The sequence below is a fragment of the Flavobacterium sp. N2270 genome, from assembly GCF_025947225.1.
Lineage (GTDB): Bacteria > Bacteroidota > Bacteroidia > Flavobacteriales > Flavobacteriaceae > Flavobacterium.
The window spans coordinates 2319432-2341083 of the sequence record NZ_CP110005.1 but is presented as its reverse complement, the minus strand read 5'-3'; the positions used below and the strand labels follow the sequence as shown (position 1 = coordinate 2341083).

Genomic DNA, 21652 nt, shown 5'->3' with positions numbered 1-21652 from the left:
GTAAGAGGATATAAATAATAAGCCTTCTAAAATTTTATCCAATTCCATTTTACCAATCAGAATTTAATCTTTTCTGACCGTTCAAATTAGGGTGGTAAGCCCCTTTTTTACCCGTTTTTAAAATTAGATTTATACTACAAAGACAAACATAGATAAAGTTATTTAAATATTTACAGAAAAACTCAGTAAATCATAAAGTTTTTTTAACATGTAATTCATCGATTATCTCGAAAAAAAGGGGTTACAACTGACACATAACGTTCCGCCGCTTCTCGTCAGTTGCGAAGTTCGGAACGAATTATTTTCTGTTAAAGATAAAAATTCTTGCGAAACGTGAACGTGAACTTACCACAAAATTCGCAATTGCGAGAAACGGCTGTTGGCGGTAGTTATTTTTTTAACTTTAATAACTTTATTAAATTTTTAAACCCATACCATTCGCAACTTTCTTCGGTAACGACACATTCTTCATGGGTTTGCTGATTATGAATCCAATAAGTGTCTATATTTGAACAGCCGGGTTTATGATTGCATCGAAGTTCAATTTCAAATTCCCTCAATAACTTTATTTGTGATGGAGTAAGCGTATGTTTCATTTCTCCATACTCTACAATTAATTGATTTCTTTTGCGTGAAATTATCATTGTGTCTTTCCAGCCGCCGAAACATGCCATTTCATTTACAACTACATTTAATGCTTCACCATTCTGTAGCTCATCCAATAAAAGAATGTTTTTATTTGATTTGTAATCTAAATAATCCATGCATAGTTCTACGCTTTTTAAATCTGACTGATTTATTTCAAATTCTACAACATTCTTTTGATTATAAATCGTTTTATATTCAATGTAATAATCGCCATATTCTAAATTTGAGACAGTAAAATTAGCTGTTCCAGGAACTTTATTTTTATCATTCAGTTTTATTTCGCTAATAGATTTGCCTTTTTTGAATAGTTTAAGTTTCACTGATGAAGGATGAACTTGATTATCGTATTTACAAAATGCTGAGATAATTTCTAGTCGCCCATTTTTCTGCACATTCTTATTACAACTTACAAGTGTTATTATTAAAATGATTGTTAGAAATCTCATATGTTTTCGATTAATTAAATACTCTCGGTTTGCAGGATTTCGAATAATTACCGCCAACGTGTTGCAGCTAAAAGAAGTGGCGACGAACCAAGACCAAGCCAAAACAAATATAACGCAAACTTTTGAATTTTCGGAGACTCGAGCACTTTGTGCGAACTGGCGAAGCAAAATTCGGAAGTATGCCTTTGCCTTAGCCATTACTTTTAACTGCTGTTAGCCGTTCGGTTTTTTATGCTCTATATTTCTAATAAATTTTTTAATTTCTTTTGCAAATTTTCTATTTTTAGATGTTAATATTACAACACCCGATTTTCCATAAATGCCATATAATGCTTCTGCACCTTTATCAAAAATTGGATAAATTTTATTAACATTAATTTCATTTAGTTTTTCTAGAATGAATATATATTCTGGATTTTTATTTAAATCTAAAATTACAGATTTGTTTTTTGTGTAATTCAACGCAAAAAGTATTTTCACGCCACAATTATTTCCATTTCTATCAACAGTTTCAGAATATAATGAACTACTGTGACTTGTAATTATTTTAGGTTTAAATTCTGTGTAAATTGAGTCAGAAATAATTTTTTCACGAATCATTTTCAATTTCAGTTCAATTGTTTTTTCATTCTCAAAAGAAGTTTTCCATTCAATATTTTTGTTTTTTAAATCACAACTATCTGCAACTTTATCCTGACTAAACGATAGTTGGTTTATAAATAAGATTAACAGAAAAAAAAATGATTTCATTTTCGATTTAGATTACTTTTTTATGTGTTCCGCCAAACTGACGGCTAACGTGTTGCCGCTTGTGGCAGTTGCGTAAATTTATAACAAAAGTTTACAAGTACAAAACTCCTCGTAGAATTTTCGGAGAAAATTCCGAACACAAGCCAAGCCTAGCAATTGCTACAAACGGCTGTTAGCAGTGGTTTTTTAACTCCAACTCATTCGGATTGTGACCTTTTCTTTTTCAACACTTACTTTTCCACCAAGTGATTCATTTTCGCCCGGAAAAACTTCGTAAGTTTTGTTTACTCCTTTTATTTTTGGTTTACTTTTTTTAAGTCTCTTACTATTAAGAATCCAATTTTCAATTTGCTTTTCATCAGCTTTAAATTCAATAGTAAAAGTTCGGGTAAACATACTTCCTGATTTTTCAACGCTAAGATTTTCTACTTCTTTCGGCAGTTCTGCTAAACCGCCCCAATTTAATGTCGTTTTAATCGCTTCTGCTTTTTGCCAAGGAAAAACAATGCTTGAGAAAAAGTTCAAATAGCCGAAAATCAAAAGAACGAATAGGAGAGAAGCTAGTATTTTAATTGTCTTTTTCATTAACTAAAAATTTTCTTTTCTGAGGCAAAATCACTGCTAACGTGTTGCAGCTAAATTTCAGTGGCGATAATTAAGCTACGACTAGCACAAATATAGAAAAAACCTTTAAATAAGCGCATTATTTTCGGCTGATAAACACTATCTAAAGCCATGAAATTTAACTGCTGTTACCTGTAGTTTTTTCTATTCGCAACGTATCCAATCAATGAAAGGGAATTCCGAAAGTTCTTTTGTTACAAGTTTAGATTCGTCTGTAACGAGTCTTAAAGGCGCAATCTGATTTTTTTCTTTGAGTTTGATAGATTTTTCTGCGTCTTTGTTTTTTATTAAAACTTTACCAATTTTCGTTCCTTCATATTCCATTTGATTTTCAAGTTCAATAAGTAGCCAATTTTTATTTTCATTAAAATCTATACGTTCAGAAATTTTACCTTTAGTTGGCAAAAAATCAGAAATTGCATTTTGTCTAAATTCTAATAAATTGATTTCTTTTCCAATTAGGTTTGATGATTCAATCACTTTAATTAAGCCTAAAAATAGTAACGGAAGGATATTAATTTTAAGACTGTAGCTTCCAAGCCCTAAAGCGAAAGCAAGAGTAAAACTAGATTGTGATAAATCAAATATTGGTTCAATTATAATCACTTGTGCTATCAACCAAATGTATATTAATTTAGTTGAAAAATTATTTTGTCTGAAAAACAGAATTGTGCTTATTATACCAATTATTGATAATAGAATTGAAAGTGAAATATTATTTAGATTGCTTAATATATTGAACACACTAAAAACAAAAACAATAATAGGTAAAATTGTTTCTTTTGAAATTTCAATCTTTCTTTTCATTTTTTTAAAATTACAGGTAACGTGTTGCCGCTTGTGGCAGTTGCGTAAATTTATGACAAAAGATTACAAGTACAAAACTCCTCGTGGAATTTTCGGAGACTCGAGCACTTTGTGCGAACTGGCGAAGCAAAATTCCGAACACACACCGAGCCTAGCAATTGCTACAAACGGCTGTTACCTGCTGGCTTTTATTCGGTCGTGATAAATTCGATAAAGCCAAAAGTCCTCCAACTGCTAATATTGCTCCTCCAACAAAAGGAAATCCAGCACCAACTAAATCTGCCATATTAGATGAAAAAAGAAATGGCAAACAGAATATCATTCCAAAAATACCAGCTGCTATTGAAGCAAAAGCTCCAAATTTAGTAACTCGTTTCATATCAAATATTGTTTTATGTTCAAATTCTGGTTTTAATAATTCAGCTCTTAATTCAGTTAGATTTCGAGTTGCATACTTTTCGATTGTCCATTCCGAAATTCCGATAGAGTTCTTCCCTTTTTTAAAGTCCGAATAAAAAGTACGCCACAAGTCTGGAAGTAAAATTGCTCCGAAAAACAGAATGGCAAATGAAGGAATAGAATAATTTCCATTTCCAACCATAAAAGCTTGCATTCGGATTTCGTCTTCAGCTGTCATTTGGTAGTTAAGTAAAACGTGTTTCAAATCATGGCTTTCATATTTGGGCACTAATGTCAAACTATGACTGTCAAGACAATTTGCAATTTCCTTTCCTAAAGTACCGTTTTTAAGATTTCTTAATTCATTAACTTGTTTATGGTACTTATCCATTTCACTGAAGCACTCAATTGTCTTAACGGATGTGTCAAATGAAATTTTGATTATTCGTCTAGCTATTTTCTGTAAAATATTCATTTGCGTATTTTTTTGTTCAGCTTGCAGGTAACGTTTTGCAGCTAGAAACAGTTTGCAAGAATTGTTACTAACTATAACAAATATAGAACAAAAACTGGAAAATCCGACAGGATTTTCCAAAAGTTGACCAAGCATTGCAAATTGTTTTTAGGTGCTGTTATGGTTAGTAGCAGTTTTAATTCAGTTTGCGTCAATTCGGAACGAATTTATGTATGCTGAATTCAAACATTTAAAAGTAAAAATTTTAAGCGAACTTTTCGGCACAATTTGGTTTTTTACTTTTTCTATTCACTACTAAATATTCTTGAGAAAATGTTTCGTAATATTCAAAAATTCAGCACAAAATTCGGTAATTTTTTCGGCACAATTCGGTTTTTTATTTAGCACAAAATATGCTTGATAAAACGATTTGTTATATTCAAAATTTCAGCACAATATTCGGTAAATTTTAAAGCAAAATTCGGTAATAAATACAATTCAAAATTTAGAGAAATAAGTTTCAAAATTCTGCGATAAATAATTACAAGTTTCTTAAAAACTTAGATTATTCGATTCGTATTCACAATTCGGAAAGCTATTAACCATAACGTTTGGCAGCTACAAGAAGTTGCGTACTTCATTCACTGTCAATTACAAATATATACAAAACTTTGATTCAACAATTACCATTTCTGATAAGTCCCAAGCCTAGAAATTTCTTGTAACTGCTGTTACCCAACGTTTTAATTTTGAATTAATATTTTTTTAGTAATCATTCCATGGTCTGTTTGGAAAGTTATAAAATAAACACCATTACTAATATCATTAACTAAAATATAATCAAAATCATGATTAACTGTTCTAACTTTTTTTCCTAATATGTTATAGATTTCAATTTTATCGATAACTAAATTATTATTAGTGAAATATAGTTTTTCTGATACTGGGTTTGGGAAAATTGCAATAGTCTTTTTATTTAATTCAAAATTATCAGATGCTAATGTAACTGTTCCTGTTAATGGTGTGGAAAACAACAAGGTGGCAGTATCAGTTAACTCAATATAATCGCAAGTAGTTGTATTAGAAGATCTGTAAAGCTCTATGTTTAAAGTGTAATTTGTATTGTTGTTTATAGGTATATTTATTGTGTTATTTAATAATATTGGAGTAAGGAAAAAGCCAACACTATAACAGATTTTGAGGTTTATTATACCATTCAATTCAGTATGAGTTTCTGATAAAAAAAAGGATGGTGTTGACTGTATGGCTGTTTCTAAATTCACATCAATAGAATTAGAGCCGTTTGGTGACACACTCATTGTGTAAATATTTTGGCTTTTCATAGAAAAGCTTGTAAACATGAAAATTATAAATAGTAAAATAGTTATAATTTTATAATTATCTACTTTTTTTAGATTGTCTCTTTTCATAATTTTATTGTTTAATTAAAGTTTTTGCATCTACTATTTGACCATCGCATACTAGTGCTAAAGTATAAAAACCGTTTTGATAATTTGTAATGTCAATTGATATTTCTGAATTATTCGTATCTAAAATGTAATTATTTGATGTATTATTGCCTCCATAATATCCCATTATAGTTATATATGCTGATTGAACTCCATTTAATTTATAATAAACAATTGTGTTATTACTTGTAGGATTGGGTGTAATTGTTTCTAATATACTTGGTTTTAAAATAACTTCTACTTCATCATAATCTTTGAAACCATCTGTTATAGCAATTATTTCTAACTTGTATTTTTTGGTTATGTCAGATGAAACAGTCAGGTCTTTTCCTGTGTATATTAAGTTACCATTTGTATCATACCAATTATAAATTGCTGCTTCATTTATTTGTTCTGCACTAATTGTTATGGATTGGTTTTCGTCTATTTCTAAATTATCTCCTGCATTTGCAACAAAAAGAGGTCTAGGTTCTTTTTGTATATTGATATGTGTAACATCAATTAATGTGTTGTTTTCAGTGCTGTGCTGTGTTAGTATATAATTGAAATTGTTTTTATTTGTTAATTCTTTTGTTAGAAAGTTAAATGTTGTGTTAAAGAAGTATTGTTTATTTGGTTGTAAAGTCACATTATTTAAAATACAATTATTGTTTGTAACAACAATGGTCTTTTCATTATTTGTTGTTTTATAATTATTTCCTTGTTTACCTCCATTATCCCATGCGTCGAATAAATCTTGACTTAATTCAATGTTAATTTCTGCTTCATCATAAATAGCTTTTCCATATTCATTAGTTTCTGTTTTAAACTCTATGTTATATGTTTCTACAGAACTTTCTGGATTGTATATTGAGTTTATTGTTCTTGAAAAAGGCTCATTGCCATTAGATACATATACATTTTTAGAAGCTATATTGTTATTGTTGAGTATGTTATTATGTATGTTTGAGGTTTCATTTAAAATAGGATCATCTATGGAAATAATTCTTGTTAATAAATTATAGTAACTTCCATATAAACCAGGAAAAGGAGGGTAGAACCCCATGTTGAATTCCAATATTGTTTCTTCTCCTGGAGCAATAGATGGAATTGTAATGTTACCAGCTTCGTCTCCAAAGAGCGTGGCTAACTGATTTGAATACGCATCACCATAATTATCAATCCAATGATATGGCCAAATAAAGCCATAAGTAGACGAATAAAGATGTAATTGTTCATTACCATTAGAAGCAACAGAGCCTTTATTTCTAATTTTTACATATACATAATTATTTGTATTTGTTATTGGTGTTTGATGTGTGGAATTTATTAACCCATCTGGTAGGTGTCTTACCCAAATATCTTCACTTAAAAAAGTGTAACTGCTACTATTATTTGGTTCAATCCCAAAATCTTGAGGAGTATCTTTAGTATACAAATCAATATCATTAGTGTTCATGCTTTGAGCTAAAACAACTGACGCATTAGCATCAACTAATCCATAGCCCATTTCTATATTCCATGTTCCATTTGGTCTATTAAAATTTGTTTGATAAGAATAGGGAGTATTAGCATTAACTTTTTGAGCAGTACTTTCTATAATATTATTAACTTCAATATTAGTTAAATTAGGATTTACAGAAAGAATTAGAGCAGCAATACCTGCAACATGTGGAGCTGCAGAGGATGTGCCAAGCCATGTTAAATTAAAATAGGAGTTGTCAATTTCTAAAGCTTTTGTTGTAGGAATATATGTACCAGGTGCTACAACATCAATTTTTGAACCATAGGCACTACCCCAATAGCCTCCTTGGTTATCGCATGAGCTTGCGTTTTTCTTTGATCACATGGAGAACTTGCCCCTACAGCAATAACATTTGGAAGTGTAGCTGGATATGCAACATTAGTATTGTAATTACCAGTTGAAAATAAGACAGTACATCCTTTACCTGAACGACCGTTATTAACAGCATAGTTTATAGCATTTGTAATTGTAGTTGAAGGGCTACCTCCACCCCAAGAATTACTTAAAATATCAGCGCCATTTTGAACAGCCCAAATAATACCATTGGCAATCCAATTATTATTTGTAACCCATGCTCTGTTTAGGTCTGTAAGTGGTAATCCGTTACTATACCCAATTCTAACTGGAATTATTTTTGCATTGTATGCAATTCCAGATATTCCAATATTGTTGTTTGCAACTGCTGCAACAATACCAGCACAAGCTGTACCGTGTGCATCGTTATTATTTGCATTAGGTGCACCATTTGAATTATTCCCAGTTGCATCAAACCCAGGTAATAAATTATTGATTAAATCTGGATGTGTTAAATCGACACCTTCATCTATAATAGCAACTTTTACACCGCTACCAGTAGAATGAACCCAAGCATCGTCAACATCCATGTCTGCATCTGTTGACCATAAAAGACCGTTGTTATTAATTGCCCATTGTTGGATGAAAAATGGGTCGTTAGTATGTGGTTTTAACAATCGAATGAAATTTGGTTCAATAAATTCTACTTGATTGTTTTTTTGTAAGTTTTTTACCAAATCGAATAAGTCAAACGTGTTTAATTTATCAAATTTTACAAAATATTGATTTTCAAATAATTCGTTTTCTATAAATGTGAATGTCAAATCATTGAATATCTTATTTAGGTCTTCGGAAGTTTTAATAATTATCTCACCATTACAAATTTGTTTCACACCATCACTATAAATTAAAACTGGTTCAACTTCTATGTTTTCAAGATTAATATGATTTTTTATTGATTTTGCTCTTTCAGAAAATAAAACGTCATTTAGTTGAGAGATTTTAATAATACCATAGTTATTTGAAATTTTAGTGTAGTTGAGAGATTTATTTTCCTCAATTTGTTTATTATTTTTTGAATCAAATTTTATGAAAAGTTCTTCTTTAGAGATTTGAAATTCTATTCTTTCATTTTGATTTAAGAGTAAAATTTTTTCTTGTGCAAATGATATCAAAGGTATTATTGCAAAAAGTAAGTAGATGTATTTTTTCATTGTCTTTCAATATTAGTTAATGTTATGTGTTCGTAAGAAATGCTCGAAATATCAAATTTTTTTGTACAAGTTTCTTTTAAATGTCCAGAAAATTGTACCGATATAGATTGTCCAACTGGTAATTCTTTAACATCATTAAAAGATGATAAAAAATTCTCATTACAAACAATCATGTGATGAACACAGATATTACAATCTTGTTCAACATAAGTAATCCAAAATTTATTATTATAAAAGTTGTCGTTTGGGTCAAGCTGTCTTTTGTAAACAAGTTGTCCAATTAAGTTCGCTGATTCTGGTATTGTTGCTCTAATATCAGAATTACACCCACAAGTTGGGTTATCATCATTTTTATTACAACTAATTGTAGAAATTAATAATGTTAACGAGAAGCATAAAATTGATATTTTTTTTACGCTTTTTGAATTGTTTTTTGTTTTCATCTTTTTGTTTTTTGTTTCATTGGCACGTTGTTTTTCGATTATTTTATCCAAAAATTGGTTACAACGGTCCGCGGCTAAAGAAAGTGGCGTTGAGCCAAAACCAGCCATAACAAATATAGACTTATTTTTTGGGAAATCCGCAGGATTTTCCAGACACTTACAGACCAAGCCATTTACTTTAACCGCTGTTATGCCTAGTTTTTATTGAATAGTCGTTTTAGTTTGTTAAAAAAACCACTTTTATTTGCACTATCTGTTTCGCTTATATTTTTTTCTTTTTCTACTATTATTTCTTTAGCTTTTTCACTTTCGTTTATATGAACTCTTTTTGGTTCTTCTACAATTTGTCCAGTAAGTCTTTCAAAACCTTTTTTAGCAGTTTCAAATATTTTAATTTCCTCATCAGGTCTGTCGTCAACATATGAAATTTCAGGGAATAAACCACTACTTGATTTAACTGAATCAGATTCAAAGTCATTCATTATTCCTTGGTAAATTCTTGTTGCCATTTCTGTCTGTTCAACTTTCTCATACGATTGAGCAAATTGAATCATATCTTGTCCAATTTCAAACTTTTCTAATAAGTTTCCAATTGAGTTGCTTATTTGTGCTTTTGTTGCTGAAAGATTTGCAATTGATTTCTCTTGATTTTCAGTAGTTTTTAATTGCTCAATAAAATCTTGCACTCGTTGTCTAATTGATGGATTCAGTTTGTATAATTCTTCAATATCAGATAAGTAAACACCTTTATTCATAGCCGTTTGAGACATTAACTGAATAAATCCGCCCATTTTAAATGCAAGCTCAACTAAAATATTCGAAAAGTTGTTAAGTTGTATTTTGTCAATATTTGATTTTTTTAGTGCTTCAAATATTGTCAAACCTTCAAGAAACTCTTCTTGGTATCTTTTTGCAGAAAAACTTTCAGAATCAATTTCAACAGTTTTGTTGTTCAAAATATCTAATAAATATGTGTGTATTTGAAAATCTGTTAGATTGGCTAAAACTTCTTTTAATTCTTCAAATTTGTTTTCGGTGATTAAATTCGTCATTTTCTACTTTTGGTTTTTAAAATTAGGCATAACGTGTTGCAGCTTGGCGAAGTGGCGGATTTAGAAGCACTTACTTTTGATTTAGTACTAATGTTCATTTAAAAACCGAATGTTCAATTTAGCACTGAACCCGCCATTTTGCCAAACTGCTGTTAGCGGCTGTTTTTGTTCTACATTTCTATTTTACTTCGTTTCACAGTATATTCTTTCTGTCACTTTAAAAATATTTTTTGTTTCATAAGGTTTTCCATAATCGTAACGATAGAGTTTTTCAATAATACAATTACATTTATTACTTGTCATTGAAACTCTAATAATTTTTGATTCTCCACCCCAATCTAAATAATTTGTGTCATTTAAAGTGAATCCCATTTGATTAAGTTTTTCAACAACTTTAATAGGTTTTGTTTTGTCTTCGTTATATGAGACTAAGCTGTCATAAACATCAATGAATACAATCGGTTCAGTTTGACAGAAATCCTTATTAGTAAAATCAAAATTTTTGAAACTTACTTTTTTAAAATCATCTTCATTAATAATTCCGAACTTGTAATTGAATCTTTTGTCTTTACCTTGAAAAGTACTTGTGACTTTAAAGGTTTCTACGTCAGCTCCGTATAAAATTTGATTGTTATTAATTATGTATTTTTTTGTCTTTCCCCAATCTTCGTCAATCGGTACAAAATCTTTAATGTCGTCAAGATACAATGTGTCGTGTCCGTGAATTAAGAAGTTGCCTGCTTTCGCCCATGGATATTTAATTAGTTTAATTTGGCTTGGCTTAACTCCTTTTATTGCACAATCGTTCAAATTGTTATAAAAACCAAAAAAATACGCTTTGTTTTTGTCGGCAAATATGTAATTACCTATGAATTTAAAGGTCTTCGGGTCAATGTCGTTTATTGGTTCTCCGTTTATGAATAAATGATTTTTGTCTTTGCCAAAATCAAAACTACAATCACAATCAAATTCTACTGTTTGAAAAGTCGTAGCGTCTGCTTTTTCAATTAGGCGTTTTCCTTGTCCACTACCTTCGTTCCAATATTCATAGTAAACTTTATCATTTTCAACTTTGTAGCCTTGTCTACAACTTGTCAAAAATGAGATTGTCAAAATTGTAATAAGTATTTTTATATATTTTGTTCTCATTCTACGGTGTCGTTTTAAAATAGCCGCTAACGTTTTGCAGCTAAAAGAAGTGGCGACGAGCCAAGACCAAGCCAAAACAAATATAAAGCAAACTTTTGAATTTTCGGAGAAAATTCGGAAGTATGCCCTTGCCAAAGCCATTACTTTTAACTGCTGTTAGCTGCTGTAATTTATTTCGTCTTTCATATTCCTAATTCTTTGGTCTAATAGTTTAGCCTTATATTCAAGACATAATTCATAAAATAATATATCATTCGGGTCTCGATAATTGTTAGCTACACATTTAGAATCACTTTCTAAAAAAATATCGAAATTTTCTTTATTTTTTTTAAAATTTTCTATCTGCTCATTTGTATCTAATTCTTTACTAATTATTTCATAAAGACCATCTAATATTTTTGTTTTCTCTTCAACAATAGTACTATAATATTCAACAGACTCTTCGTGAGTATTAGGCAAAACTTTCGAATATATTTCTTCTGAAAGCATATAAGTTGTTAATTCTTGAAATATATAATTATCTATTAAATAGTTTTTTATAGTTTCATAATTAAGTTTTAACTTATGTGTTGCAGATAAAAAATCATGGCAAATAATATTCCTTATCTCATAAGCTTCTTTTAAGTTTTTAAAAATTCTATTTTTATCAAAAGGTCTTTTTTCATTAATAAATTCTTCTTCTTCATAATCTTCAATAAATTTTTTTAAAACTTCAGGTTTAATATCTAAAATGTTAAAATTAGATATTTCTGAAAATGATTTATACAAACTTTCTATTGAAGAATATTTTAAAGAATATGCAATTAAATCTCCAAGTGTGTATGTAGATTTTGTAAGATAAAATATATCGCCAATCTCAATTTTGATATTGTTTTTTTTAATGAGAGATTTAGAATTGTTTAAAAATTTTTCGTCAAAATTTATTAATTCAGAAATTGTTTCTTTAAAAAAACTTTCATTTGAAGAGACTATACTTACAGGAATTGTCATTAAAAACTCTTTGTCAGTTTTTCTGCTTTCTAATTCTTCTAAAATCCTGAACAATTCTGAACTAACATTTAGTTTTTGTGAATGTTTAATTTCTGCTTTTGATTTTCTTATTTTATCTGAAATAGACATTTTTAATGTAGTTTATTATTATAGCAGCTAACGTTTTGCAGCTAGAAACAGTTTGCAAGAATTGTTACTAACTATAACAAATATAGAACAAAAACTGGAAAATCCGACAGGATTTTCCAAAAGTTGACCAAGCAATGCAAATTGTTTTTAGGTGCTGTTGTGCTTAGTAGCTGTTTTAATTCAGACTGCGTCAATTCGGAACGAATTTATGTATGCTGAATTCAAACATTTAAAAGTAAAAAAGATATTTAAGCGAACTTTTTGACACAATTCGGTTTTTTATTTAGCACAAAATATGCTTGATAAATCGATTTGTTATATTCAAAATTTCAGCACAAAATTCGGCAAATTTTTAGGTACAATTCGGTTTTCTGATTATACTATTTTGCAATAAATATACTTGAAAAAGCATTTCGTTCTTTTCAAGAAATCAACAAAAAATCACACGAATTTTATTGTTTAAAATCTGATTATTTTCTTTTTATACGGAAATTCGGAGCTATTGAGCACAACGTGTTGCCGCTTGTGGCAGTTGCGTAAATTTATAACAAAAGATTACAAGTGCAAAACTCCTCGTGGAATTTTCGGAGAAAATTCCGAACACACACCGAGCCTAGCAATTGCAACAAACGGCTGTTAGTGGCTGCTCTTGTTTCAGTCGTCAAATTCGATTGCATTTTTTGTCTTTGTCGCCCAGTTATTAATATCAATTTTTATTTTCTGTTTCTCGTCAGCTGTTAGTGTTTGCTTTGTCGGTAATGACCAATTTGTCAAACTATTGAAATAGATGATAAGTCCATTCATTCCTAATTCAAACTCAACTTCGGCAATTTTTCCATTGTCAGTAATATATAAAAATCCGCTTCGTCCGTGAGATTTTAAATGCACACCTTCTTTCGTTATCAATGCTTGAACTTTGTCTTTTTCACGTCTTTCGGTTGCCCATTCTTCTTTAAGTTTCTCCGAGATATGATGTTGAAAATGTGTGTCGTCAAATTTAATAGTTGTCCAACCAAATGGTGTCTTTGATTTAATGTCTTCTTCGTTTCGCTTGATTTGTTTTCTACAATAATTTACTTTTTCTGTTAAGTCCATTTTGTCGGCAGAGTCTGCAAGTCCAAGCCAAAATTCTTCAGAAAAATAGTGTTCCGTTTCGTCTGCAAGTTCTATTAAGCTGTCAACTGCAAGTTCCCATTCTTTGTTCTCTAAAAACTCAACGCAATTAATAAACTGTCTTTGTGTCTTATAAAATTCCGGCATATAATCAACTAAGCGTCTTATTGTCTGCTCAGGTGAGAAGTCTGTTTTGGGTTGTCGTTTTATGAAGTTGAATAGTTTCACAGTTTGTCTTTTAGAGTTGCCACTAACGTGTTGCCGCTTGTGGCAGTTGCGTAAATTTATAACAAAAGATTACAAGTACAAAACTCCTCGTGGAATTTTCGGAGAAAATTCCGAACACAAGCCAAGCCCAGCAATTGCAACAAACGGCTGTTGGCAGTAGTTTTTGTTAATTTAAAAGTTCTTTCGGTATAATTTTTTCAAGTAATACTTTCATTTTTGGATTGTCAACTGTTACAAATTTCCAATCTAAAAGTTCATTGTCGCTACTTGCAATAATTACTTTTTCTGCATTGATTTTGTAAAATCCACTTATTTTATCAAATTCCACATTTCCAACTCCAAACTTAGTTTCGAAATTTTTAGTCATTTGGGAAATTTTTTCGTCACTATTTTCAATGTCAGTAAATTTCATTTCTATTGGAGAAATTATGTAGAACTTTACATAATTAACGTTTTCGATTTTCTTTAATTCCTCAAACTTTATGAATGTCGCAATTCCAGTTCGATATTCAATGTTCGGCATTTTATAAATAGCTTCCATTAAATTTTTCATTTGCTCTTTCGGGACTATTTCAAATAATTTAGGATTTGAATAATTTAATGCGTCATCTATTTTTCTTTCAGCTATAAGACTAAAATAATCGTTAAAATCTTTTTGAATTTCATTATTCACGTTTACTTCTTGACCGAATGAAATTATTGTTTGAAAAAAAGCTAAAATTATAATAAATTGTTTCATTTCTAATTGTGTTTTTATTTTTAAGTTTCTACTCGGGCAAAATTACTGCCAACGTTCTGCGGCTTGCTCTCAGTGGCGTTGCACCAACACCAAGCCATTACAAATATAACAAAACATTCCATTCAGCAGCGGATTTTCCGTAGGAAAATCCGGAAGTAGCCATTGAAGCAAACCGCTGTTGTAGCCAGTTTTTATTCTCTTTTATCTTCTCCGTTTTCGTCAATTAGCATTTGTTCTCTAATATATTCTTTAAAAGTCTTATTCGTTTCATATATTGTTCCGTCTTCGTGCCAAAACTCCACTATCAATGTTGGGTTATTATTAAAATCAAATCCAGAAAAGTCGCCAGCATAGTTGTCTCCAAAAAACTTAATTCCTTTTTTTAAGTCATAATTTTCTGTAAGACCCAAATCATCTAAATCAAATAAATGTTTTTGAACTTGAAATTGACATTCACGAAAACTTCCGCTTCCTATTTCACTCAAATATTCGAGAAATTCCGTTGGTATTTTGGGATATTCCTCTTTTAATTTCTTCAATTCAACTTCTGTTGCTTTATCTCTGTGATTAGTAAAGTCGGTTTTATCCTCATTTCTGTCCAAAAAATCTTTTTCAAAACTATATTTCATTCTGATATTGAGTTTTTCTTAAATTGGCTACAACGTTACTCGGCTTTAAGAAGTTTGGGAAAAGTTAGCCCGAAACTTTCGATTAATTACTGAACTATGAAAGTACAAAAAAACCTTAAAATCCAAGACTAAAGCCCAAATTTCTTAAAACCGGTGTTGTGTGTAGTTTTTATTTCATAACTAAATTAATAGCATTAGTCAATTCTTCTTTATTTTCAATTCCACCATCTATAGTTTTTACTATTTTTTTGTTTTTTATTAAGTATGTAACAGGAACAGAATAGGAATTTATTTTATTATCTGCTGGTTTTTCACTTAAATAATTTAAAATAGCAGTTTTATATTTAAGATTTTCTAATGTTATGTCTTTAAAATTAAATTTCTCTTTTTTAATAAAATTTCCAAGTTTAATTGAATCAGTATCTACCGAGAAAGACAAAAATTCAATATTATTATTTTTATACTCTTCTTTAACAGCGTTCAACATTGGCATTTCAGCTACACAAGGTTTGCACCAAGTTGCCCATAAATTTACACATATTATTTTGTCTGTTTCTAAATATTCAGAGTTGAAAGGACTATTCACAAGGTCATAATCTTGTTTAATCGCTAAAGTATCATTTTGTTTTCCAATTCTAACGTTTCCGATTTGAACACCAAAACTCATAATAAGAATAATTGCAATTACTAAAATTGCTCCAAATGCCAATAAAATTTTCTTCATAATATTTGTTTTTTAATTACACACAACGTTTTGCAGCTAAAAGAAGTGGCGACGAGCCAAAACCAAGCCAAAACAAATATAACGCAAACTTTTGAATTTTCGGAGAAAATTCGGAAGTATGCCCTTGCCTAAGCCATTACTTTTAACTGCTGTTATGCCTTGTGATTATTTTGTTTTTCCTTTCACAAAAATCTCCTTTTCAAAATAAACTTTTCTTTCACCTCGAATTGAAGAATCTTTTGTGGTTGGTTTTCTATCATAATATTCTAACATATAACCAAGCAATACTTTTTTTCCTGGTTTGTCAAACCATCTTCCAAATGCTGCCACATAATTCGGATTAGCTTTGACAAAATTTTTTCTATTTACTTTGTCTAGATTTAGATTGTAAAATGTATCCAATTTTACTTCTTTTTCATTTGAAAAGGTTTTATTGAAATTTTGATTTTCCTTTCCTAGTAGCATGATAATTTGAGAATTGTATTCTCGAAGTAATGGGCTATTACAAATTACGCTAGCTGCAAATGGCTCGGTGATACTAATCGTATCTTTTGAATAAAAATCAAATCTAATCATACTTGAATTTCTACTATCTAAAGTATCATTTGAAAACTCTTTTTGATTGTATCTATTGAATTTATTGGCATACCAAAGTGTATCGCCTGTTTTGTCAAAATACCATTGTCGATTTAGTAAATAATCTTTTCCAATAATAAAATATTCTCTGGTTTCACTTAACAGACCATCACTAGTATACCTATTCCAATTACCAAATTTCGGTCCTTTAAAATCTTGTAAACCTGATTTGTAGGTTATCTTGTTTTTATATTTGTATACGATACTGTCATATTCTTTTTTTCTATAAATGATTTTGTATTCAAGTTTTCCCAACGTATCATAATATTGAATACTTTTTGTGAATTTGTTTTTCGAGTCAAAAAAAGTTTTTAGAGCAATATTATTAGACTTATAATATTTGTTGTAATCATCACTTTCTTTTTTGCAATTAAGAATTAAAAAAGATAGTAGAATAATTAATATAGTTCTCTTCATGGCGATGTTTCTCATCATTAGGCATAACGTTCTGCGGCTTGCTTTCAGTGGCGTTGAACCAACACCAAGCCATTACAAATATAACAAAACATTCCATTCAGCAGCGGATTTTCCGTAGGAAAATCCGGAAGTAGCCATTGAAGCAAACCGCTGTTACCCACAGTATTTATTCAATTCTGTCAAATTTATATTCCCTCAAGCCACCGCCAGAAGCAAATGCTGGAAAAGCAACAATTAATCCAATCCCTTCTGTTTTACTCAAAACTATTAATTCATTTTTTTCTGAAATTCCAATTTTAACAGAAGAATTTCCAATTCCCCATATCAGAATAAAAACCATCATTTTTGCTTTTTTCTGATTTTTAAATAAGTAATAGTTATCCTGAATTTCACCCTTTATATTTATTTCTTCAATAATTTTTTCATTTTCAAGTAAGCTTAAAATAATTGATTTTTGGTCAATTTTGTTAATACTTATTTTCACATTTAAATCTTTCCAATTATCGTATTCTTTAGCATTATAATTCAATACTGACCAAAGAGAAGTGAATTTCATATTTGGTTCTGCGGATGAGTTTTTGTATGTTCCGTTCAATAATTCAAAGTTTTCTTCAGAAACTTTTTTCACATTGTTTTTCGAAATAGAATTTTTGACACTACTGCAAGATGTTAAAATTACTATAATGATTATTGAACCAATGAGTTTTTTCATATTGTGGGTAACGTTCCGCGGCTTGGCGCAGTAGCGACTGCGTGGAACGATTATTTCTTGCTAAGATAAGATTTTCCAGCGGAAAATCGAACGTGTGGTTAAAGATAAAAGTAGCTATTGTGCCAAACCGCTGTTATGTGATGTAGCTTTATTTAGTGTTATATTTTTCTTTCTATCCCAAGCTAATCTTTCTCTTTCTTCATTTTCAAGTTCTACATTTTCTATTAAGTTGAATCTGCTTTTGTCTGTTTTCTTAATTTCAACAACAATAAATTTTCGTTCGTCAACATTTTCAGCATTTATGAACTTCAAATACTCTTCAACGCAATCTTTGTCAAGCATCACTTTTCCACCGCCATATTTATGTCTGTCTTCTCCATTTTTCTTTACTCCTGAAATCCAATATTCTTCACCAGTTTCTATGTCAAAATGATTTCCGCTAATTCCTGTCGTTTTCAGTTTTTTTAGCGCTTTATTGTCAAAATAAACTGTTTGTCCAGATTTTGAGAATTCAGTTAGACCAATCCAAGCTGAACCGCTATGACCTTCAGATTTATTTTCTATGTACATTATTTTGTGCTTCATGTTTTCAGGTTTTCTTTTTTGCAGTGTCGTATGCTATAGCACATAACGTTTTGCTGCTTTGCATCAGTGGCTTGTGATTCAAGACTGACCAAAACAAATATAGACAAAATTTCGATTCGCAGAGGTTTTTCCGAAGGAAAAACCAAGCCCAAGCCATTGTGCAAAACCGTTGTTAGCAGCTGGCTTTATTCAGTTTTCATTTTTAGTCTTTTGATTTCAGCAATTAACTTTGGAATATCTTGCTTTGCATTTGCTATAAAGTCTTGATTATTGTCAAAAAGTGGATTGGAAATGTAAATATCTTCACCACCTGTCATAATAAAACTATCACCACTTGTGTGATCTCTTCCTTCAATCATTGATTTCCAAGGTCCTTTAGTCGCGTTTTTACATCTATCTTCAATTTCTTTTAATTCTAATTCTGTCATTTTCAAAACCATTTATTATCACAATGTCTACATTGCTTTGCTTTAGGTGTTCTCGCTAATTTTTTACACTTACTACATTTATTTAAAAAAATCTCATCTTTATTTTCTTTTAAAATTCTTTTTGCGGTATTGAGAAAAAATTCTATTTCTCCGTTTTTAATTAACTCAAGAACTTCATAATCGGTTGTTATCCAACCTTTATTTTTATATGTATTATGCCTTGGAGAATTTTCGGGTTCATCACGTAATTTAAATATAGAATTCAAGTGTCTATAAGCAATGTTTTCCTTTTCATTAAAAAAATGATGATAATAATTTGAAATATATCTTGCTGTTTCTATATCCATTTTTTTTCGCTTGCTGCTAACGTTCCAGCGCTTTGCGAGGTTACGGACTAAAAAAGCCTTTACTTTTAGGTTATTACTGAACTTTATTGATAAGCCAAAACTTTAAATTAATCACTTACCCCGCAATCTTGCAAAACGCTTGTTGGCAGATCGTTATTCTTTAATTATTATAGTGTTCATTAATCCTTTTTCAGTGTAAAGTTTTAGTATATAATTCCCTGTTTTCAGTTCGCTCAAATCAATTTTATTTTCACGAATCGAATTTGAACTTAAAATTCTTCCGGCAATATCATAAACTTCAACTTTTGAAATATTACGTTCTGTTTTAAAATTTAAAATATCTTTCACAGGGTTTGGATATATAGAAATGTTATTGATAAAATCATTTTCTTGTAAACCCAATGTGTTTTGAATTGTTGTTGTATAATTATTTGTAACTATTGGAAAATTATAATCAAAATAGATGCTTGCTGAATTGCTAAAAGTATTTCCAACAACTAAATTTGGTTTTGTTTTAATTTTAAAAGATACATAACCATCATTATTAGCGTCATCAAAAGGAAGATTTATATTTTGAAAAATAAATTCTACTTTATTTGTGCTTGATATTCTTGTTTCAAAGTTATGACTTCCTTTAATTGGAATTAAAGTATTTATGTCAAATTTATTGGTGTCAATTATATCTCTAACAACTATATTTTGAGCATTTGCTGTTCCATTGTTTTCAAATCGTATTAAGTAATGCACATATTCACCAACCATGCTTGGTGTGATTGTTGTTCCTTCCAAACAAATTTTATCATTTGGGTCATACGAATTTACAACTATTTGATTTAAAGTTGCAATGTTATCGTTCGGAGCTTCATCAGTCAAACCACTTATGGATGCTGTGTAATTTAAAATATTTCCAATATTTAATGGAGGAATTTCAGTTGGCGAATTTAAGTTAAAAATCACATCAATTTCTCTACTTTCAAATGGAAGTAAATTTGTAAAATTCCAAGTTAACGAGTTTGTTGTTTGACTTAAAACTAATGGATTTGCAGAAATTAAATCTAAAACAGCATCATTATATAAAAGATTTAATGAGCCTGATTGGATTTGATTTCCTTTATTTTTATAAACTAATTTATATTTAGCATTAGAACCGGCAATTGCGTTGGTTAATGGGAAAATAATTATTTCTAAATCATTATGATTACCATTTGGAGAAATGCAAAAATCTTGCATAAATGGACTACTTTGAGCAGGAAAACTAACACTAGAATTTGAGGGCGATATATTATAATAGCTTGGGTTTTCCAGTATTGGAGTAATAGTGTAAATTCCAGATTGAACAGGAATACTATAATTTCCAGATTGATTTGGAATTGAAAAAGTGTTTATTGAACTACTATTTATTTGAAATTTTAAATAAGGATAGTTGTAATCTAAAACATCGCATCCATTTAAGTTATAATCAACTTTACTATTTCCTACTATTGTATAATAATTTCCACCAGGTGTAAATGAACAATAGGAATTAACCTGACAAGTAGGGTTAGCAATAGTCTGAATTTCAGATATTTCAAAATCATCGCAGCAAATATAATTTAGATTAGGATTGTCAGAAATATAATTTGAAGTTTCATTTATACCATTTTTCATCAACAATGTTGTTAATTCATTGCTGTTGCAGGATAGAGATTGTAAATTTATACAGTTTGTTACATCAAGAAATGTTAGCTGATTATTATTTCCCCAAAAATTTGTAAGTTGTGTTAAATTATTTACGTTTATTGATGTTAAATTGTTGTTGTAAAAAATTAATTCTTGAAGGTTCACTAAATTGGTTACATCTAAAGAAGAAATTTGATTTACCCGACAATCCAATTTAATCAAGTTAGTTAAATTTGACACATTTAATGAAGTAAGCTGGTTTCCACCGCAAATTAGAGTTTGTAAATTGTTTAATCCTGTTAAATTTAGGTTTGCAATTCTACTACTATCAACCTCTAAATATGATAAGTTATAACAACCGTTCATATTAATATTTAAATTGTTTGGATAATTATAACTATCTCTACATTTTAAAGTGGTTAAATTATTTAAATTATTTACATTGAGTGTTGCTATAGAATTTTGTCCACAATCAATATAGTTTAGACTAGTACAACCAGTGAAGTTGAAAGAAGTTGCATAACACTTCCATGCCCATAATGTTTGTAAATTTGTTAAACCATTTAAATCAATACTTAAAATCGAATTCCAAGCACAATTTAAAAACTGTAAGTTTGAAAATGAAGTAATACCTTGAATACTTGTGATATTTGAATAAAAAACATCAATTGAACTAACTTGTAATGCTTCAGTTAATTGAATTTCACCATCATTATTAGTATCTATTTTGAAATAATTTCCTGATAAATCTTTTGCAGTTGTATTACTTGCGTTGGCGGCTATTAACTTAGCTTTAAAATTTGCATTTGGAATATTTACAATTTGTGCGTTACAAAATGATGTAAATGCTATAATAATAAAAAGGATTTTTGTTTTCATTTATTCTTAAATTAAGATTTTGTATTCGGTTTTGTATGTCAATAATGTCTGCCAACGTTTTGCGGCTTTGTTTCAGTGGCTTGTGATTAAACACTGACCAAAGCAAATATAAGACAAAATTACGAATCATAGAGGTTTTTCCGAAGGAAAAACCAAGCCCAAGCCATTGAACAAAACCGTTGTT

The 21652-nt window shown here is 29.7% G+C and carries 22 protein-coding genes and 1 pseudogene; all 23 read right to left on the bottom strand.

The features are described from left to right. Window positions 1-389: 389 nt before the first annotated feature. Entirely contained in the window at window positions 390-1292 is a 903-nt protein-coding gene (locus tag OLM55_RS10990; protein ID WP_264558951.1) for a hypothetical protein, read from the bottom strand. Between the two features lie 15 nt (window positions 1293-1307). Further along, the gene (locus tag OLM55_RS10985; protein WP_264558921.1) at window positions 1308-1844 is read right to left on the bottom strand and encodes a hypothetical protein; all 537 of its coding nucleotides are present in this window, start codon (window positions 1842-1844) and stop codon (window positions 1308-1310) included. A 186-nt stretch (window positions 1845-2030) separates the two neighbouring features. Beyond that, window positions 2031-2429 (bottom strand): hypothetical protein, encoded by a 399-nt coding sequence (locus OLM55_RS10980; RefSeq protein WP_264558482.1) that lies wholly within the window; start codon window positions 2427-2429, stop codon window positions 2031-2033. 183 nt (window positions 2430-2612) lie between these two features. Next, window positions 2613-3275, bottom strand: a complete 663-nt coding sequence (locus OLM55_RS10975; protein ID WP_264558950.1) for a hypothetical protein — start codon at window positions 3273-3275, stop codon at window positions 2613-2615. A 151-nt stretch (window positions 3276-3426) separates the two neighbouring features. Next, window positions 3427-4149: a hypothetical protein gene (locus OLM55_RS10970; RefSeq protein ID WP_264558483.1), complete on the bottom strand. Its 723-nt coding sequence runs from the start codon at window positions 4147-4149 to the stop codon at window positions 3427-3429. A gap of 722 nt (window positions 4150-4871) precedes the next feature. Then, window positions 4872-5558 (bottom strand): T9SS type A sorting domain-containing protein, encoded by a 687-nt coding sequence (locus tag OLM55_RS10965; protein ID WP_264558949.1) that lies wholly within the window; start codon window positions 5556-5558, stop codon window positions 4872-4874. A 4-nt stretch (window positions 5559-5562) separates the two neighbouring features. Next, window positions 5563-7086, bottom strand: coding sequence for a hypothetical protein (locus OLM55_RS10960; RefSeq protein ID WP_264558948.1), 1524 nt, complete (start codon window positions 7084-7086; stop codon window positions 5563-5565). Window positions 7087-7203: 117 nt separating this feature from the next. Beyond that, window positions 7204-7353: pseudogene (locus OLM55_RS13280) on the bottom strand (S8 family serine peptidase); the annotation flags it as partial. Continuing rightward, window positions 7341-8609: a S8 family serine peptidase gene (locus OLM55_RS10955; protein WP_264558947.1), complete on the bottom strand. Its 1269-nt coding sequence runs from the start codon at window positions 8607-8609 to the stop codon at window positions 7341-7343. The gene OLM55_RS10955 and the pseudogene OLM55_RS13280, both read right to left, overlap by 13 nt. Continuing rightward, the gene (locus OLM55_RS10950) at window positions 8606-9052 is read right to left on the bottom strand and encodes a hypothetical protein (RefSeq protein ID WP_264558946.1); all 447 of its coding nucleotides are present in this window, start codon (window positions 9050-9052) and stop codon (window positions 8606-8608) included. Before OLM55_RS10950 ends, OLM55_RS10955 begins: the two co-directional genes overlap by 4 nt. 194 nt (window positions 9053-9246) lie before the next feature. Then, window positions 9247-10104: a hypothetical protein gene (locus tag OLM55_RS10945; protein ID WP_264558945.1), complete on the bottom strand. Its 858-nt coding sequence runs from the start codon at window positions 10102-10104 to the stop codon at window positions 9247-9249. A 183-nt stretch (window positions 10105-10287) separates the two neighbouring features. Then, entirely contained in the window at window positions 10288-11253 is a 966-nt protein-coding gene (locus OLM55_RS10940; RefSeq protein ID WP_264558944.1) for a DKNYY domain-containing protein, read from the bottom strand. Between the two features lie 156 nt (window positions 11254-11409). Then, the gene (locus tag OLM55_RS10935; RefSeq protein WP_264558943.1) at window positions 11410-12372 is read right to left on the bottom strand and encodes a hypothetical protein; all 963 of its coding nucleotides are present in this window, start codon (window positions 12370-12372) and stop codon (window positions 11410-11412) included. 654 nt (window positions 12373-13026) lie between these two features. Continuing rightward, window positions 13027-13632 carry a hypothetical protein gene (locus OLM55_RS10930; protein ID WP_264558942.1) on the bottom strand — a complete coding sequence of 202 codons (606 nt, stop codon included), beginning with the start codon at window positions 13630-13632 and terminating at the stop codon, window positions 13027-13029. A 247-nt stretch (window positions 13633-13879) separates the two neighbouring features. Next, window positions 13880-14452: a hypothetical protein gene (locus tag OLM55_RS10925; protein WP_264558941.1), complete on the bottom strand. Its 573-nt coding sequence runs from the start codon at window positions 14450-14452 to the stop codon at window positions 13880-13882. Between the two features lie 191 nt (window positions 14453-14643). Then, window positions 14644-15081, bottom strand: a complete 438-nt coding sequence (locus OLM55_RS10920) for an SMI1/KNR4 family protein (protein ID WP_264558940.1) — start codon at window positions 15079-15081, stop codon at window positions 14644-14646. A 169-nt stretch (window positions 15082-15250) separates the two neighbouring features. Continuing rightward, window positions 15251-15805 (bottom strand): TlpA family protein disulfide reductase, encoded by a 555-nt coding sequence (locus OLM55_RS10915; RefSeq protein WP_264558939.1) that lies wholly within the window; start codon window positions 15803-15805, stop codon window positions 15251-15253. Window positions 15806-15970: 165 nt separating this feature from the next. Next, on the bottom strand, window positions 15971-16876 hold the full coding sequence (locus OLM55_RS10910; protein ID WP_264558938.1) for a hypothetical protein: 906 nt from the start codon (window positions 16874-16876) through the stop codon (window positions 15971-15973). A gap of 148 nt (window positions 16877-17024) precedes the next feature. Next, window positions 17025-17570 carry a hypothetical protein gene (locus tag OLM55_RS10905; RefSeq protein ID WP_264558937.1) on the bottom strand — a complete coding sequence of 182 codons (546 nt, stop codon included), beginning with the start codon at window positions 17568-17570 and terminating at the stop codon, window positions 17025-17027. Between the two features lie 114 nt (window positions 17571-17684). Next, window positions 17685-18155: a hypothetical protein gene (locus OLM55_RS10900; RefSeq protein ID WP_264558936.1), complete on the bottom strand. Its 471-nt coding sequence runs from the start codon at window positions 18153-18155 to the stop codon at window positions 17685-17687. Between the two features lie 185 nt (window positions 18156-18340). Further along, a complete protein-coding gene (locus OLM55_RS10895) occupies window positions 18341-18583 on the bottom strand; it encodes a hypothetical protein (RefSeq protein WP_264558935.1) in 243 nt (80 codons plus the stop codon). A 2-nt stretch (window positions 18584-18585) separates the two neighbouring features. Continuing rightward, complete coding sequence (locus OLM55_RS10890; protein WP_264558934.1) at window positions 18586-18930, bottom strand: hypothetical protein; 345 nt, start codon at window positions 18928-18930, stop codon at window positions 18586-18588. A 153-nt stretch (window positions 18931-19083) separates the two neighbouring features. Further along, the gene (locus tag OLM55_RS10885) at window positions 19084-21468 is read right to left on the bottom strand and encodes a T9SS type A sorting domain-containing protein (protein ID WP_264558933.1); all 2385 of its coding nucleotides are present in this window, start codon (window positions 21466-21468) and stop codon (window positions 19084-19086) included. Window positions 21469-21652 lie beyond the last annotated feature (184 nt).